Here is an 18,600-nt window from a genome sequence, read left to right on the forward strand (position 1 = left end):
GGTTTTTTTGTTAAATAAAAAACTATACATACCTGTTTAGATAAATTTTTGTTTTATATAGATTTAAAGGTTTTTAATTATGTGGATTTACAACTTTTACGAAATAACTTTATCAGAATAAATTCAATAGAAAAACTTATAATTGAAAAGTTTTTTACGAGGAATAAAAAGTAGTTTAATAAGCACAAGAAATATATCATTTAACGGGGTTAAATACTGATTAAAATTTTTTATAGATGTGAAAAACTTTAAAAATTTTTAAAAAATAGATAATATTATGATATATAGTCATTGTATTTACACAATATAAAAATAATATAGATTTAGTGATGCTATTTACTGAATTTAGCAAAAAATATTTTTATCGAATTATGAAAAAATCTCATTTTATGGTATACTATAAGGTAAGATTTATATTATAAAGAAGGGGTTTTATTATGAAAAATTTATATTTGTTATATGGAGGGAAGAGTACTGAACATGAAATTTCAGTTTTAACTGCTAAGTCTGTTGTAAATAATTTAGATAGAAAAAAATATAAGATATTTCCTATTTATGTAGATAAATGTGGAAGATGGAATTACTTAGGGGAAAATACTAAGAATATTGAAGATGAAAAAGAACTTATGGTTGAAGGATATGGAAATGTTGCGGATTCTATTTCAAAATTCTTTGCAAATGACTTTGTAAATGAAAATGCGATTTTCTTTCCTGCAATGCATGGAACATTTTCTGAAGATGGAACTATTCAAGGTTTTTTTGATATAATGGATCTTACATATGTGGGAAATAATGTTTTATCCTCTGCTGTTTGTATGGATAAGGGAACTGCTAATGATGTTTTTGCTGGTAATGGAATTTTACAACCTGAATATTATTTAGTTACAAAGTATGAGTTTGACAAAAATAAAGATTTACAAATTAAAAATATTCTTGAAAAAATAGGAGAAGTTTCTTTTGTAAAGCCTTGTAATGCTGGATCAAGTGTTGGGGTTACAAAGGTAACTAAGAATGAAGATATTGAACCTGCTCTAATTGAAGCTTTTAAGTATGATAGTAGAGTTTTAGTTGAAGAGGCAGTTGTTGGAGATGAACTTCAAGTTTTAGTTATGGGGAATAATATTTTAAAAGCTAGTTTACCTGGTGGCGTAAAAGTTACTAGAGAGTTTTTTGACTATGAAGCAAAATATTTTGACGAAACTACAGATCATATTATCCCTTGGGATTTAACTGATGAAGAAATTAAAGAAATTCAATCTGTAGCAAAGAGAGCTTATGCTGTTACAAATTGTAAGGGCTTTGCAAGAGTTGATATTTTTGTAAGAGATAGTGATAGAAAAATGCTAGTTAATGAAATTAATACAATCCCTGGAATGACTGCCGTTTCTATGGCACCAGCAATGTATATGAAAACTTTCGGAAAGACTTATAGTGATTTTTTAGATGAGTTGATTGAACTTGCCATTGAAAATAAAAGAGAAAAAGATTCTTTGACAACAAATAGGGGGTAATTATGTTAAAAGCAACTTTGGGAACTATTGCTAAAATAGTTGAAGGACATTTAGTTACTGTAAGTATGAAAGATGCAGTGATTGAAGGGATTTCTACAGATACGCGAAATATACAAGTAAATAATTTATTTATTCCTCTTGTAGGAGAAAAATTTGATGGACATAATTTTGCTTTTGATGCTATTCAAAAAGGTGCAGTTGCTACTTTGTGGGATAGAAAACATCCTACACCTTATCTTGATGCTGGAATTATTGTTGTAGATGATACTTTACAAGCATATCAAAAACTTGCAAGTAGTTATTTAAAGGCGACAAAAGCTAAAGTTATTGGAATAACCGGTTCAAATGGTAAGACAGGAACTAAAGATATTTTAGCTGCAATTTTAGAAGAAAAATATAGAGTTCATAAGACTGCAAAAAATCTTAATAATGAAATAGGTGTTTCAAAAACTATTATGGAAATGGATTTAGATGATCAGGCAATAGTTTTAGAAATGGGAATGGATCATTTTGGAGATATTAGAACTCTTACAAATATTGCAAAACCTGATATTGCAGTTATTACAAATATTGGAGATAGTCATTTACAAGAACTTGGGACTAAAGAAAATATTGCCAGGGCTAAGTTTGAAATTTTAGAAGGATTAAAGCCTGATGGAGTCTTTATTTATAACAATGATGATGAAGTTTTAAGAGAAGTTGTTAAGGAATATACAATTCCTCAAAGAATTATCAAAATAGGAACAAGAGAAGATTCTGATGTAATTATAAGACCTATTCGTTCCGATGAAGAGGGAAGTAGCTTTTCAATCGGAGAGTATGCTTATAGTATTCCTTTTATAGGAAAACATCAAATCTACAATGTTTCTGTTGCAATAACAATAGCAGGACTTATGGGAATGGATTATCAAGAAATTGTTAGAGGTCTTTCAAAGGTAAAACTTACAGGAATGAGAATGGAACTTATGCACTTACCAAGTTTTGATATTTTAAATGACTGTTATAAGTCAAATCCTCAAAGTTTAACTTCTTGTATAGAAACTGTTTATACTATGAAAGGCTATAAAAATAAAATTTTAATTCTTTCTGATATGTTGGAGCTTGGAGAAGATGAAAGAAGATTACATTTTTTTGTTGGAGAAAAAATAGATAGAGATAAGATTGACTATGTAATATGTATTGGAGATTTAGCTAAAGAAATTTACAATGGAGCAAATAGAAATTTCAATGTCAACCATCTTTTCCATTTTGAAACTAATGAAGGAGTTGTAAAGAAAGTTAAGGAACTCATTTCAGAAGATACTTTGATTATGGTAAAAGGAAGCAGAGGAATGAAACTAGAAAAAATTATTGAAATGTTAAAGGAGATTTAGTATGAATAAAGAAAGACTTTTAAATACGTTTTTAGATTTAGTAAAGATTTACTCACCTTCAAAAAATGAAATAAATGTTATGAAATATATAACAGAAAAATTAGAAAAGCTAGGAGTCGAATATATTTTACATGACCATTCAGCTGAATATGGCGGGAATACTCCTGTAATTATTGCAAAACTTGAAAAGAATTGTGATGACGAAAAACTTAAACCAATTTCTCTTTCAGCTCATATGGATGTTGTTGAGCCTTCAAAAGATTTGGATGTTTATGTTGAGGATGGGCTTGTTAAAACAAGAACAGAAACAACTTTAGGTGGAGATGATAAGGGTGGAGTTGCAATTATTTTGGAAACTTTTGAAAATTTAGTTGAAAATAATTTGCCACATAATGATGTGTTTGCAATTATAACTCCGTCTGAAGAAATTGGACTTTTGGGAGCGAAATCAATTAAATGGGAAGAAATTCCATCTGAATTTATGCCCGCAAAAGATATGCTAGTGCTTGATAATGGTGGCGGTTCAGATCTTGTAGCTGTTGAAGGACCTTGTATGTATAAGATAAATGTTCATTATGAAGGAGCTTCTGCTCATGCAGGAATTGAACCTGAAAAAGGAAGAAGTGCAATTATAGCTATGAGTCATGCTATTTCAAAAATGAAAATCGGAAGATTAAACGACCATACTACTTCAAATATAGGTAGCATTATATCTGAATTTCCAACAAATGTTGTCCCTAAAGATTGTAAAATCAAAATGGAAGTTAGATGTTTGAATGAAGATGAAGCAAAAGAAAATGTTGATAATTATATAGATATTTTTGAAAAAACTGCAAAAGATTTTGAAGTTAAATGTAATATTGAAGTTAAATACGATTATCCACCACTAAAACAAATTGATGGAAATAATTTATTAAATAGAGTTTTAGATGCTTATAAAAAAGTTGGAATTACAGCCAAACCAATTAAAATTGGTGGAGGTTGTGATGGAAATATTTATTTGAAAAATGGATTTCATTCTGTAATTTTAGGAGTTGGAATGTATAAAATTCATACGATTGAAGAATATTTAGTTATTTCCGATATGGAAAAAACAGCTGAGGCGGTTTTGGAATTCATTACAAAATAGGAGGGAATATGTATAAAGGATATAAATTAATTCAAGAAAAACATATAAAGGATGTAAATTCTGATTGTGTTTTGCTTGAACATGAAAAAACCGGTGCTAGAGTTTTTTTGATGAAAAATAATGATGACAATAAAACTTTTAGTATTGGATTTAAAACTATTCCTACAGATAACACAGGAATTTGCCATATAATTGAGCATTGTGTATTATCGGGTTCAAGAAAATTCCAAACTAAAGAACCTTTTATGGATATGGTAAAAATAAGTACAGCTACATTTTTAAATGCTATGACTTTTCCTGATAAAACAGTTTATCCTGTTTCAAGTAGAAATGAAAAAGACTTTAAAAATTTGATGGATGTATATATGGATGCTGTTTTCTATCCAGCGATGAAATCTGATAGAAGAATTTTTATGCAAGAAGGTTGGCATTATGAACTTGAAAATGAAGAAGATGAGTTTAATATCAAAGGTGTAGTTTATAATGAGATGAAGGGGGCTTATTCTGTTCCCGAAACAACTCTTTACTATAGGGTGAATAGTGCTCTTTGTCCTGATACTGTTTACGCTAAAGAATCAGGCGGAGAACCTTATGAAATTCCAAATTTAACTTATGAAGATTTCTGTGAGTTTCATTCAAAATGTTATCATCCTTCTAACTCATATATTTATTTATATGGGGATTGTGATATGGAAGAAAGACTTGAATTTCTGGATAGAGAATATCTTTCAAATTTTGAAAAAGAAGAACTTGATAATTTTGAAGGAAATCAAAAACCTTTTGAAAAACCTAAAAATGTCTTTGATGAATATTCAGTTTCTAAAGATGAAGATACTAAGAATAAGACATTCTTAGCTTATGTTTCTTGCTTTGGAGAAAGTGATGGATTAAAAGACGGAATAATATCAAGATTATTAAATGAAGTTTTGGTTGAAATGCAAGGAGCATATTTAAAAGAAGCTCTTCTTAAAGCAAATATATGTGAAGATGTATCTTCTATTTCTATGGAGGCCACAAAATATTCAAGTTTTGGAGTTTTTGTTACAAATTCAGAAAGAGAAAATTTAGATAAATTTAAGGAAATTATAGAAAAAACTTTAACAGATATTGTTAAGAATGGAATTGAAAAAGAAAAGCTGATTGCAGTGTTGAATAGAACAGAATTTTCTGTAAGAGAACTTTTAAATTCTACAACTGCCGGAATTGAATGTATGTTGCATATCTGCGAGAATTGGTTGTATGGCAAAAATCCTATGGAATCACTTGCTTTTGACGAAGCATTATCAGAAATTAGAGAAGAAATTTTAAATAATAGATTGTTGGAAAGAATTATTGAAGAAAAGATTTTAAATAATAATCATAAAGCATTCATAATTCTTTCACCAAGTGCTGGACTTAATGACAAAAAAGATTTGGCACAAAAAGAGTGGTTAAAGAGATATAAAGACTCTTTAAATCAAATTCAAGTTGAAAAAATAATTGAAAATACTAAGAATTTAATTGAATATCAACAAACTGAAAGTTCTGATGAACAAAAAGCTACAATTCCGAAGTTGAGAATTGAGGATATTGATAAAGAAACTTTAAAAATTCCAAATGAAATAGATAAAATAGAAGATATAACGGTTTTAAAACATAATATTTTCACTTCAGGTATTAACTATGTAGATATTTGTTTTGACTTAAAGCATATCTCAAAAGATGAAATAGTATATATGTCGTTAATTGAAAATCTGTTAAAATCTTTAGACAAAAAATCAATGTCATACAAAGATTTTACTGTTGAAACATTTTTACGTTGTGGAGGAATTTCAACTTCAATAGTAACAATGACAAATGCAAAGAATAAAGAAAAATTTGTCCCGAAATTTGTTGTAAGTGTAAAATTCTTCTCTGAAAAACTTAAAGAAACAGCTGAACTTGTTAAAATTTTGTTAAAAGAAACTATTTTCACCGATAAGAATAGAATAAAAGAAGAGCTTTTGGCTATAAAAGGTGAATTAGAACAAGATGTTATCGGAGCAGGTCATCTTTATGGAATAAATAGAGCAAAATCATATTATTCTAATAAGGCATACTATGACGAAAAAGTTAAAGGTATTGATTATTTGAAATTTATTCAAGATTTAACTGAGAATTTTGATGAAAAAATTGATAATGTAATTGAAAAAATGGAATTTGTTTACAATAGAATGTTCAATTTGAATGATGTAATTGTAAATATAACAACAACAGAGGACAATTTTGATAATGTAGAAAAAGAATTTGTTGGACTTGTTAAAGAATTTCCAAAGTTAGAAGATTCTCCTTATGATTTTACATTTGAAAAAGAAAATTTGAAAGAAGGAATATCAACATCTTCAGATGTAAATTATGTTACTTTTGCAGGAGATATGAAAAAATATGGAGTTGATTTTTCAGGAAGTTTTGCATTGCTTTCAAAAATCTTGAGTACAACTCATATGCATAATAATATCAGAGCGATTGGTGGGGCTTATGGAGCTGGATTTAGTATAACTAGAGATAGTGAAATTATTATGTTCAGTTATAGAGACCCAAATTTAAAATCTACAAAAGAAATTTTTTCAACTGTAGGAAAATATGTTTCTGAAATGGATATTTCTAAAGATGATTTAGAAAGTTTTAAAATTTCAATGGTAAAAGATTTTAATCCTCTATTGACACCAAAGCATAAAGGATATACTTCTATGATTATGTATATTACAGGATCAGATGAAAAAGAATTAGAAATATACCTAGAACAACTTTTAAATGCAAAATTAGAAGATTTAAAAGAACTTTCAGAAGTAATAGGAAAAACATTAAGTCAAGATACTTTTGTGGTTGTAGGAAATACAAATAAAATAAAGGAAAATTCTGAAGAATTTAATAATATTTTAGTTTTGAAAAAATAATGAAAAATTATTTTAGTTAAAATGATATATGATTTAATATGGAAAGACATAGCGTTAGTTGTGTCTTTTTTTATAGAAAATCTTTATAAATAGAACTTTTTGCATAAGAAATTACTATAATAAAATTATTGACTTAAAGAAATATTACTAATATAATAGAACAAAGGGATAAACAAATTTTAAAATTAGTGCATGGATTGGAGAAGACTTATGAAAAAAAGAAATCTAGTTTTGTTATTGGTTTCTGCATTGGTTTTATCTTCTTGTGGAAATACTGCAAAAAGAGCTGATGATAAAACTGCTACAAAAACTGATGATACAGGAGATAAACTGACTATTGGGAAAGTTGATTTAAAAGATCCTGATTTAGAAGAAAAGTGGAAAAAAGAACCAGCTTATGGAAGAAAGATAATTATAAACTTTGATGGAGGCCTTTGTGCTTCTACTTTAGGTGTAACTCACGCAAAGGGATATTTTGCAAAACAAGGATTAGAAACTCAAATTGTAAATAATCCAGAGCCTAAAGACGCTATTGCAACAGGAAAAATTGATGTTATGGTTGAACATATTTCAACATCTCTTATTCCAGCTGTGAATGGTTTAAATATAACTTTTACAAGAGCTGTAAATACAGGATGTAGAACTATGTTTGTTTTAAAAGATTCAGATATAAAGTCAACTAAAGATTTGGAAGGAAAAACAGTTGGTGTACATGGCGGAATTGGATCTGGAGATCATAATATAAGCCTTAGATTTTTTGCAAAGGATAATGTAGATCAAACTAAAGTTAAATTTAAACCGGTTGAAAGTACGGCTTTAATTCAAGCAATGAAAAATGGAGAAATACAGGCTTGTGTATTATCTGACCAATATGCAAAGGAATTTATTGATAAAGGAATAATTAGACCAATTCGTTCAATAACTTGGGATGACGATTTTAAAATTGAACCTTGTTGTGTTCTTATTTTAAATAAAAAGTTTGTTGAAAAAAATCCTATTACAGCCGCAAAGATTACGGAGGCACATAGACAAGCTAGTGAATGGGTGGAAGATCACAAAGAGGAAACAGCTGATATTGTAAAGGCAAATAATTGGGGTTCTGGAGATAGAGATACTGATATTTATTTTTTAAACGCTTATAGCTTCAGAGTTTCGGATGAACAAACTGAAAAGTCTCTTAATGATATAGTAAGAGACTACAAAAAATTTGGACTGATAGATAAAAATAAAGAAGCGAAAGATATTTTACAAAATGTTTGGAAGCCAATTAATCAAAAATAAATTTTAATCATTATTGAGAGAAGAGTTATTTAGTTATAACTCTTTTTTATTATATAAAATGATATGTTAATAAGGTTCTTACTTATTAAGTAAAACTATTTCATAAAAATTACTAATAAATAGTCCTTTTACTATAAAAAATTAATATAGATAAATTGTTGACTTAATTATTTAAGATGTTATAATTTATTTAGTCAAAAATATTTTAAATTATAAACAAGATTATTACATAAATTAACAATATATTTTTGATGACTATTTATTTGGAGGATTTTTATGAATAAAAAGGGAATTAGTTTACTGTTATTATCTGCAATGTTATTTAGTGTTTCCGGTTGTGGAAATACTGCTAAAAGAGCTGACAATAAACAAAGTACTGAAAAGAAAAAGGAAAATAGTGAAAATAAAACTACTATTGCAGATGTAGATTTAAATGATCCTGATTTAGAGGAAAAATGGAAAAAAGAGCCTCGTTATGGAACAAAAATTACTTTGGGCTATAATGGTGGACTTTGTACTTCCGGATTAGGCATTGCACAAGTTAAAGGTTATTTAGCTAAACAGGGTTTAGAGGGCGAAATTAAAAATTTAAAATTATCTGTTGCAGATGCAATTGGTACAGGTAAGCTGGATGCGACTACAGATCATATTTCAACTTCAGTTGTACCTGCTGTAAATGGAACTAATATGGTATTTACAAGAGGGGCACATACAGGATGTAAATCCCTTTTTGTTTTAAAAGATTCTAACATTCAAAAAACAAGTGATTTAATTGGAAAAGAAGTTGCAATTCACGATGGAATAGGAGCTTCTGATCACAATATAGCTTTGAGATTTTTGTCTAGAGATAAGGTTGATTATTCAAAAGTTAAATTTAAAAACGTTGAAATTGCAGCAACTATTCAAGCTATGCAAAATGGAGAAATTCAAGCTTCAATGTTTCCGGATCAATTTGCACAAAAATTTGTCGATGAGGGCATTCTAAGACCTATTCGTTCAATTACTACAGATGATGATTTTAAAGTTGAACCATGTTGTGTTCTTATTTTAAATAAAAAATTTGTTGAAGAAAACCCGATAACAGCAGCAAAACTTACTAAGGCTCATAAAGAAGCAAGTGATTGGATTGAAGAAAATAAAAAAGAAGCTGCTCAGGTTATCAATCAAAATAATTGGGGTTCAGGAAATGTTAAATCTGATCAAAGATTTTTAGAAACTTATAATTTTAAAGTTACTGATGAAAGAACAGAAGAATCTTTGAAAGATGTTTTAAAAGATTATGCAGAGTTTAAGTTGATAAAAGCAGAGTCTAATTCAAAAGAAACTTTGGCTGATATTTGGAGACCGATGAAGAAATAATTTGGAGTAACTATGAGTATAGATATAAAAAATTTAACAAAGGAACAGTTGAAGGAAATAGAGCAGAAACCAAAAAGTAATTTGTATAAAGTTTTTGATAGAATTATTATATTTCTGCCTGTAATAGCGATAATTTTAGCTTTATTAGAATTTTATTATGTTCCTAATTATGGAGAAAATGGAATAACTGATGTTTATGGTATATTTTTGGGAGTGCAACTTGCTTTATTTTTAATTCTTGGGATATTATCATTTTTTATTAAAAGAGTTTATTATAAAATTAGACATATTGCTCCTCTTGCCACATTTGTTTACCTTTTGCTTATCTTATACGATTATGCAACCTTAAAGACAAATTCGCTTTTGCTACCTTATTTTCCTTGGGTGGATAATATTTTAAATGCGATGTTGACTGATAGAGCTTATTTACTAGACTGTATTAAAAATTCTTTGAAATTACTATTTACAGGATATTTCTGGGGAGTTTTAATTGGTCTTATAACTGGTATTGCATGTGGTTATAGTAAAATTGTGAGCTATTGGATTTCTCCTTTTATGAAATTGTTAGGAGCAATTCCATCTATTACTTGGATACCAGTTATAATGGTATTTGCAAGTTCTCTTTTTAAAGGTGCTGTAATAGTAATTGCTCTTGGAGTTTGGTTTTCAGTTACAATGTCTAGTTATACAGGAATTAAAAATATTGATGTGGCTTATTATGAAGCTGCAAGGACATTGGGTGCTAGTGAAAGACAGTTAATCTTAAATATAGCAATTCCATCAGCATTACCACATATTTTTCAAGGTTTAGTTATGGGGATGAGCACAGCCTGTGTATCACTCTTAGCTGCTGAAATGATAGGAGTTGAATCAGGACTTGGTTGGTATATAACTTGGCAAAGAGGCTGGGCGAAATTCTCTAATATGTATGGGGCAATAATTATAATTTGTATTATTTTTGTTATAGTAAATTTTGCTTTGGGATATATTAGAAAGAAAGTTCTTAAATGGCAAGAAGGGGTGATACAATAATGGAAAAGAGAAAATTGGAATTAAAGAATGTTACAAAGATTTTTCCTAATTTTGATAATAATGGTATCACTGAAGTTCTTCACGATATAAATTTAACTGTTGAAGAAGGAGAGTTTGTTTGTATAGTAGGTCCATCTGGTTGTGGGAAATCTACTTTGCTGAGATTGGTTTCTGGATTAATTCCTGTAACTACAGGAGAACTTACTCTAAATGATAAAATAATTGAAGGAACTAATGTTAATAGGGGGATGGTGTTTCAAAAACATACTTTGTTTCCTTGGTTGACACTTAGACAAAATGTAGAATTTAGTTTTAGAATGTCAGGTAAATTAAAGGAAAACAAAGAAAAAGTTGATAGATTTATTAATATTATAGGAATGGAAGATTTTCAAAATTTTTATCCACATCAACTTTCGGGAGGTATGGCGCAAAGAGTTGCACTCATAAGGACTATGATAACTGAACCAGAAGTTTTCTTGCTTGATGAACCTTTGGGGGCTTTAGATGCCTTTACAAGAATGAATATTCAACATGAACTTATAGAAATGTGGAAAAGTAATAAAAATATGATGTTTATGCTTGTAACTCATGATGTGGATGAAGCAATTTATCTTGGAACCAGAGTTATTGTTATGGCTCCAAGACCCGGAGTTATAAAGGAAGATATAAAGATAGATATGGAATATCCTAGAAATAGAAATAGTGATGAATTTATTAAGCATAGAAAACATATTTTAGATGTTTTGAATTTTACAACTTAAGATAAGCTGTTTTTAATATTGACGATAGTTTAATTATGTAATGTTCCCTATAAGTAAAAGAGATGAGTTCATCGGTAACTTGTCTTTTTTACTTATAATAGATTTTACTTATGAATAATGATTATTTAATAAGAAAAAATGATTTAACATTTTAAAGATAATAATATATAATCTAATTATAGGTGTTTTTTTGATAGTTGAAAGGAGAAAAAATGAAAGACCATAATAATTTTAAACTTCCTAGTAATTTTGATGATTTTAATGAAACCAGAAAAAATGGTTTTTTAAAGATGAAAGAATTGAAAGAATCTGGGCAAAAGGTCGCTGGTATTTTTTGTACATATACTCCTCAAGAAGTTATTTATGCAGGAGGACTTATTCCAGTAAGCTTATGTGCCACAACTGAAGATTCCATAAAATATGCCGAAAGAGATTTGCCTAAAAATCTTTGTCCCCTTATAAAATCGAGTTATGGTTTTGCTGTAAGTGATACCTGTCCGTATTTTTATTTTTCTGACATTGTAATAGGAGAAACAACTTGTGATGGAAAGAAAAAAATGTATGAGCTTATGGGAGACTTCAAAGATGTTCATGTTATGCAATTACCTCAAAATAATAATGATGAGCTATCTTTGAAACTTTGGACTAATGAAATTTACAAATTAAAAAGAAAAATAGAAGAAACTTTTGATGTTGAAATAACAGAAGAAAAATTATGGGATGCCATAAAAATAGGAAATCAAGAAAGAAGAAATTTAAGAAAATTTTTTGAACTTGGAAAGCTAAATCCATCACCTTTAAGTGGAGTAACAATGAGCGGAACCCAAGATGCCTTTGGTTTTAATTTTAATAGAGAAGAAAAAAATAAAAGTCTTGTTGAAAAGACACAAGAACTTTATGAAATGTGGGAAAAAGAACTTAAAGGTAAAAAAAGTGATAGACCAAGAATTTTAATTACAGGTTGTCCGGTAGGTGGTATTCGTGAAAAAATATTGACTAAAATAGAAGAAGCTGGAGCTGATATTGTAGTCTATGAAAATTGTTCAGGAGTTCGTGAAAAGCTCGAACTAATTGATGAAACTATTGACAATCCAATTGATGCAATTGCTAAAAAATATCTTAATTTAAGTTGTTCGGTTATGTCGCCTAACGAAAAAAGGTTTAAGGATTTGGATATGCTGATAGATGAATATCAAGTTGATGCAGTTATTGAAATTGTACTTCAAGCTTGTCATACCTTTGCTGTAGAATCTACAAAGGTTAAAAAATTTGTAACAGAGAAAAAGGGGAAACCTTATATGTATATAGAATCTGACTATTCTATGACTGATGTCGGACAGGTTTCAACTAGAATTGAAGCATTTTTGGAGATGATATAATGAATATAGGAATAGATATAGGATCAACAGCTTCTAAAGTGGTTGTTTATGATAAAGACAAAGATAAAATACTTTATAAAATATTGATGCCATCAGGTTGGAATAGCAAAGAAACTTCTGGAGAAATTTATAAAAAATTAGTTGAAAATGGGTTTGATGTAGATAATTCATATGTAGTAGCAACTGGTTATGGTAGAGTATCGGTTCCGTATGCGGATAGGGTTGTTACAGAAATTACAACTCATTCAAAAGGGGCAATGTATTTGTTGAAAAGAGATTGTGATGTTATTGATATTGGTGGACAGGATACGAAGATTATAAATATATCTAATGGTTTGGTCAGTGATTTTATAATGAATGATAAATGCTCTGCTGGGACTGGAAAGTTTTTGGAAGTTATGAGTAATAGACTTGGAGTTAGCTTGGACGAGATGTTTGAGTTATCCAAAATAGGGACGCCAATACCTATAAGCTCAACTTGTACAGTTTTTGCTGAATCAGAGATTATTTCACTTATGGGTCAAGGACGTGCTAAAGAGGATATTGCTAGCGGAGTTGTTCATTCAATAGCAAATAAAGTTGTAGGACAAACAAGAAAATTTAGAAATGAAGCTGATTTATACTTTTTAACAGGAGGATTTTCAAACAATCCTTATATGGTAGAACTTTTGGAAAAACTATTGGGGAAAAAAGTAGAAACTCATGAATTAGGCAGATTTGCAGGAGCGTTAGGTGCTTCACTTATGGGAAAATAAGAACCCTACCCTTCCACGATGCTTCACATCGGGCGGGTACCCGGGAACCTTGTTGCTTCGCAATAAGAACCCCACCCTTCCACGATGCTTCACATCGGGCGGGTACCCGGGACCCTTGTTGCTTCGCAATAAGAACTCCACCCTTCCACGATGCTTCGCATCGGGTGGGTACCCGGGACCCTTGTTACTTTGTAATAAAAAACAAAAAGTAGCCAATGTGCTACTTTCAGACTGAAGACAAAGGTGTCAATGATAAAACATTGGCACTTTTTTAGTGGAGAAAAGAGAGAAAAAGTAGTATAATAATACAAAAGGAGATGTTAAAAATGCTACATAAGAATGATGAAAATAGAGTAAATCAAGTACAAATGGTAAGTATAGATTCTTTAGTTCCAGAGAGTCATCTTTTAAGGAAAATAGATGAAACAATAGATTTTTCCTTTATTTATGATTTAATAGAAGATAAATATTGTTTAGATAATGGTAAACCAAGTATAGATCCAATAGTACTTTTTAAAATAATATTTTTAAAATACATTTTTGGGATAAAAAGTATGCGTGAAACAATAAGAGAAATAGAGGTAAATGTAGCATACAGATGGTTTTTAGGATATGATTTTTATGATAAGATACCACATTTTACAACATATGGACAAAATTACAAGAGAAGATTTAAGGAAACAGATATATTTGAAAAGATATTTGTAAATATATTAAGTCAAGCAGAGAAACAAGGCTTTGTAGATGAAAAGATACAATTTGTAGATTCAACACATGTAAAAGCACATGCAAATAGACATAAGAATATAGAAGTAAAGATAGAAAAGAAAGCAAAGAAGTATCATAGTCAATTAAATGAAGAGATAAAGAAAGATAGAGAATTAAAAGGGAAGAAGGAATTAAGTCCCACCAATAGAACGGAAGTAGTAAAGAAGGTAGAAAGCACAACAGATAAAGAAAGTGGATTATTCCATAAGGGAGAACATAAAGAGGTTTTTGCATATAGTGTACAAACAAGTTGTGATAAAAACGGCTGGGTGTTAGCTTGTAGAAGTTATGCAGGAAATTTACATGATAGTGAAACATTTATGGATTTTTACGAAAAGGACTTAAAGAAATTCGAGGTAAGAAAAATAGTAATGGATGGAGGATATAAAACACCGGCAATAGCAAAGATGTTGATAGATGATAAGATACAACCTGTATTACCATACACAAGGTCAAAAGGAAAGAGAAAAGAAGGATTTTATCCAAGAGATTATGTATATGATGAATATTATGATTGTTACATCTGCCCAGAAAATGAGATAATAAAATATAGTACGACGACAAGAGAAGGATATAGAGAGTATAAAAGTGATAGGAAAAAATGTAGTAAGTGTAAGAATTTAGATAAGTGTACAGAAAGCAAAAACAAACAAAAAGTAATAACAAGACATATATGGAAGAATTACTTAGAAGAATGTGAAGAATACAGATATACAAAAAGAGGAAAAGAAGAATATAAGAGAAGAAAAGAGACAATAGAAAGAACATTCGGAACGGTAAAAGAATATCATGGATTTAGATATACAAATGAGAAAGGGAAAGCAAAAATGCAAATAAAAGCTCTCCTAACTTTTGCGTGTCTAAATATGAAGAAATTAGCAAATATGATGAGTAGATTAGGTAGAAAGAGACCTAATTTTTTAATTTTTAAGGAAATTTATAAAAAATTTAAGATTTTAACAAAATTTCAGATGATTTTTAATTAAAAACAAAAATACATAAAAAAAGCACAGACAAAATTTATGCTTTGTCTGCGCTCTGAAGAAAGCCATAAGCTTTCTTTTCAGTGTTACGGTGATTTGGGGGTACACCGTAATTTGGAGAGAGTAACTCATCAAAATTATAATGAGTAATATAGGTTATGTTATTCTTTAAAGTAAAACACCTTTAGTGCTAAGCGCTAAAATTTTACTCAACAAAAGTATACCACTTTTTTAAAAATAAGTCAATAGTTTTTTATTAATTTTTATGAATAAATTTTCAAAAAAAGGTTTTTATTGAGTTGCCAACTAGAATATAATAGAATGGTGTTTTTTAATTTTGTCTTTTATTTAAAATTGTGGTAAAATAGTTTAAAATATATAAAGCGTTTAGATAGAGAGGATTTTATGAAAAAGAAATCTTATGCAAAAATAAATTTAACTTTAGATGTAATAGAAAAAAGGGAAGATGGATATCATAATATAGATGGAATTATGCAAATGATAGATTTATATGATGAGGTTGAGGTTAAAATATCAGATAAATTTGAAATTACCTCTAATTCTAAAGATATTCCTCTAAATGAAAAAAACTTAGTTTATAAAGTTTATAATGTTATGAAAGAAAAATATAAATTTAACGAAAATTTCTCAATACATATTGAAAAAAATATACCGGTTTCTGCGGGTATTGGAGGAGGAAGTAGCAATTCAGCTGTTGTTATCGAAATGATTGATGAACTTTTGGGGCTCAATATGAGCTTAGAAGAAAAAAAACAAATTGGTAGAAGTGTTGGAGCAGATATTCCCTATTTACTAGTTGGAAAAACAGCAAGAACAAGAGGAATAGGGGACGAACTTGAAATTTTAGAAAGTTTACCAACTACAAGTATTTTAATTGTTAATAATAGTGTTGAAATTGCTACACCTTATATTTATTCAAATATAGCTCCAAGTGGTAATAGCGATAGAGTGGATAAACTTATAAGAACATATAAAGATAAGAATTATGACGAATTTTTTAATAATTTATATAATGTAATGGAAGAGGTGTCAATTTCATATTGTCCTGAGATCAAAAACGTAAAAGATAAAATGTATGAATTTAATTGTACAAAATCTCTTATGAGTGGTTCAGGGCCAACTGTATTTGGTATTTTTAAGAACGATAATGACATAAAAGAAGCTTATGATTATTTCAAGAAAATTCATAAGAATACTTTTATAGTTAAAACAATGGAGAGATAGTATGGATAATAGACCAATAGGAATTTTTGATTCAGGAATAGGTGGACTTACTGTTGTCAAAGAATTGTTGGAAATTCTACCAAATGAAAAAATAGTTTATTTTGGAGATACTGCCAGAGTGCCCTATGGAAACAGAAGTGAGGAGACAATTAAAAGATTTTCTAAAGAATGTATAGAATTCTTGAATAAAAAAGACATAAAGGCTTTAATTATAGCTTGCAATACTGTTTCTGCAGTTGCTCTTGAAATGCTAAAAAAAGAATTTGATATGTATATATTGGGAGTGATTGTGCCGGGAAGCCGAATGGCAAGCAGTGTAACAAAAAATAAAAAAATCGGTGTAATAGGAACTAACGCGACGGTTTTAAGTCGAGCTTATGAAAAATGTATAAATGATGAAAATTTTGAAAATATAGTTTACTCAAAAGCCTGTCCATTATTTGTGCCTATTGTTGAAGATGGTTTGTCAGATTCTCAAATAGCATTAGATACAACTAGATTCTATTTGAACGAATTGATAAGTCAAAATGTTGATACTATTGTTATGGGTTGCACTCATTATCCAATATTGGAAAACACAATAAAATCAGTAGCTGGTAAAGATATAAAATTGATAAATCCTGCAAAAGAAACAGTTACAGAAATGAAAAGATATTTGGAGCATAATAATCTATTAAATGAAGACTCTAAAAAAATAACAGAAAATATATTTTATATAACGGATGATGAAAACAAATTTAGAAAAAATTTACTTGATTTTATAAAGATTGAAAATCCAAATATAAAAAAAATAGATTTAAAATAAGTGAATAAAAATTATAAAAAATAAGCCATTTAAAAATACTAATTATGTTTTTAAATGGCTTATTTAAATTATAATTCCAAAATTTACTATTTGCTTTTAAAAAATAAAATCTTAGGCCATACCACTGAATTTGTAACTTCACTGGCCTTATAATACCTGTTTTTTCCAATGAGTTGACCGTTTTTATCTCTAAGATTTGCAGAATCTGGATCATAAACTTCAAAATAAAGTTCATTATTTATATATTTATATCCCTTAACAATAAAAGTATGGCGTACAACTTTTGAATCATTATGACTTTTGCCAAGTTTTGGAGTGTTACGATTAAATCCGGCAATCTTGGTCATATCTGAAAAAAACATTCCAATATAACCATCTTTTATATATTTTCTAATTGGCATATCACTCATATAACCACGTTTAAAATTATATGCTACATATTTTATGTTTCTCTTTTTTAATGCATCTAACATTATATCAGGAATCCATCCTTTTCCATCGACTACATATTCATTTCTAAGGGATTCTCCTGTATCTTTACTATTTGAATCTAAAAATTTTAAAATCATAGCTGTACAAGTAGGAACACAATTATCACTGTGGTATTTTCCAGTTGAGCTTTGATCCATATACCATTCATAATCTTTATTATTAGAAACAGTAACTCCTTGTGCGGCCTCTTCTTCTCGAGTCTTTTTTTCGCTTTCTATTTCTTGTTCGTATTGTTTTATTTTGTTTTTCTTTTGTTCTGCAATTTCATTTTGTTTTTTGACTTTTTCTTCTAGTTCTTTTTCTTGCTTTTCTAAATCTTTTGCAATTCTTTCAGCTTCTTCATTAGTTTTTTTGACATTTTTATTTGTGGTTTTATTTGAACAAGCTGAGGTTGAAATAGTAATAAGTAAAGCTAAAGAAAGTAATCTAATAAATTTTTTCATGTTTTCCCCCTAATTTAATATAATTGTAAAATAAATTACAGAACAATTATAACACAATTTATCAATATATAAAAATAGTTACATTAATTTGCAAAAATATAAGATTTTATACAAAAAACAATAATAAAAAGTATTGACAATTATTAAAATAATTGATATAATAAAGACCCAGTGATAACTGGGTCGCTTTTTTTGTGGAATTTAATAAAAAATTTTTACAAAAAAGTGTTGACAACCAAAAAATGATGTTGTATAATATAATGGTTGTTGTGAAACATTAAAAATTTCATATAGTGATAAAAACTTTGAGAGTACAAAGAAAAACAATAATTTAGGTGTAACAAAAAGTCAGCGAGAGCAGACGAACTT

Annotated in this window: 14 protein-coding genes; 13 read left to right on the forward strand and 1 reads right to left on the reverse strand. The window is 28.7% G+C overall.

What is annotated here, in order from left to right; translation table 11 throughout:
• The first annotated feature begins 437 nt into the window (after positions 1 to 437).
• The 13 genes from VJI95_RS07675 (at position 438) to murI (ending at position 17,296) form a co-directional block, all read left to right on the forward strand.
• Positions 438 to 1,511, forward strand: coding sequence for a D-alanine--D-alanine ligase family protein (locus VJI95_RS07675; RefSeq protein ID WP_324011015.1), 1,074 nt, complete (start codon positions 438 to 440; stop codon positions 1,509 to 1,511).
• 2 nt (positions 1,512 to 1,513) lie between these two features.
• Positions 1,514 to 2,884, forward strand: coding sequence for a UDP-N-acetylmuramoyl-tripeptide--D-alanyl-D-alanine ligase (locus VJI95_RS07680; protein ID WP_324011016.1), 1,371 nt, complete (start codon positions 1,514 to 1,516; stop codon positions 2,882 to 2,884).
• 1 nt (position 2,885) lies between these two features.
• Positions 2,886 to 4,013 (forward strand): M20/M25/M40 family metallo-hydrolase, encoded by a 1,128-nt coding sequence (locus VJI95_RS07685; protein ID WP_323999360.1) that lies wholly within the window; start codon positions 2,886 to 2,888, stop codon positions 4,011 to 4,013.
• 8 nt (positions 4,014 to 4,021) lie between these two features.
• A complete protein-coding gene (locus VJI95_RS07690; protein ID WP_324011019.1) occupies positions 4,022 to 6,928 on the forward strand; it encodes an insulinase family protein in 2,907 nt (968 codons plus the stop codon).
• Between the two features lie 210 nt (positions 6,929 to 7,138).
• A complete protein-coding gene (locus tag VJI95_RS07695) occupies positions 7,139 to 8,209 on the forward strand; it encodes an ABC transporter substrate-binding protein (RefSeq protein ID WP_324011022.1) in 1,071 nt (356 codons plus the stop codon).
• A gap of 276 nt (positions 8,210 to 8,485) precedes the next feature.
• The gene (locus VJI95_RS07700; RefSeq protein ID WP_324011023.1) at positions 8,486 to 9,568 is read left to right on the forward strand and encodes an ABC transporter substrate-binding protein; all 1,083 of its coding nucleotides are present in this window, start codon (positions 8,486 to 8,488) and stop codon (positions 9,566 to 9,568) included.
• Positions 9,569 to 9,580: 12 nt separating this feature from the next.
• Entirely contained in the window at positions 9,581 to 10,600 is a 1,020-nt protein-coding gene (locus VJI95_RS07705) for an ABC transporter permease (RefSeq protein ID WP_323999366.1), read from the forward strand.
• Positions 10,600 to 11,361 (forward strand): ABC transporter ATP-binding protein, encoded by a 762-nt coding sequence (locus VJI95_RS07710; protein WP_324011025.1) that lies wholly within the window; start codon positions 10,600 to 10,602, stop codon positions 11,359 to 11,361. Before VJI95_RS07705 ends, VJI95_RS07710 begins: the two co-directional genes overlap by 1 nt.
• Before the next feature lie 212 nt (positions 11,362 to 11,573).
• Positions 11,574 to 12,740 (forward strand): double-cubane-cluster-containing anaerobic reductase, encoded by a 1,167-nt coding sequence (locus tag VJI95_RS07715; RefSeq protein WP_323999368.1) that lies wholly within the window; start codon positions 11,574 to 11,576, stop codon positions 12,738 to 12,740.
• Positions 12,740 to 13,495, forward strand: a complete 756-nt coding sequence (locus VJI95_RS07720) for an acyl-CoA dehydratase activase (RefSeq protein ID WP_324011026.1) — start codon at positions 12,740 to 12,742, stop codon at positions 13,493 to 13,495. The genes VJI95_RS07715 and VJI95_RS07720 overlap by 1 nt, the downstream gene beginning before the upstream one ends.
• A 326-nt stretch (positions 13,496 to 13,821) precedes the next feature.
• A complete protein-coding gene (locus tag VJI95_RS07725; RefSeq protein WP_324011027.1) occupies positions 13,822 to 15,249 on the forward strand; it encodes an IS1182 family transposase in 1,428 nt (475 codons plus the stop codon).
• Positions 15,250 to 15,651: 402 nt separating this feature from the next.
• The gene (ispE, locus tag VJI95_RS07730; RefSeq protein ID WP_324011028.1) at positions 15,652 to 16,491 is read left to right on the forward strand and encodes a 4-(cytidine 5'-diphospho)-2-C-methyl-D-erythritol kinase; all 840 of its coding nucleotides are present in this window, start codon (positions 15,652 to 15,654) and stop codon (positions 16,489 to 16,491) included.
• Position 16,492: 1 nt separating this feature from the next.
• Positions 16,493 to 17,296 (forward strand): glutamate racemase, encoded by an 804-nt coding sequence (gene murI / locus VJI95_RS07735; RefSeq protein WP_324011030.1) that lies wholly within the window; start codon positions 16,493 to 16,495, stop codon positions 17,294 to 17,296.
• Between the two features lie 86 nt (positions 17,297 to 17,382).
• Here murI and VJI95_RS07740 read toward each other — a convergent pair whose 3' ends face one another.
• Entirely contained in the window at positions 17,383 to 18,231 is an 849-nt protein-coding gene (locus VJI95_RS07740) for a hypothetical protein (protein WP_323999374.1), read from the reverse strand.
• Between the last annotated feature and the right edge of the window lie 369 nt (positions 18,232 to 18,600).

Source organism: Parvimonas sp. C2 (assembly GCF_035282405.1).
Classification (GTDB): Bacteria; Bacillota; Clostridia; order Tissierellales; family Peptoniphilaceae; genus Parvimonas.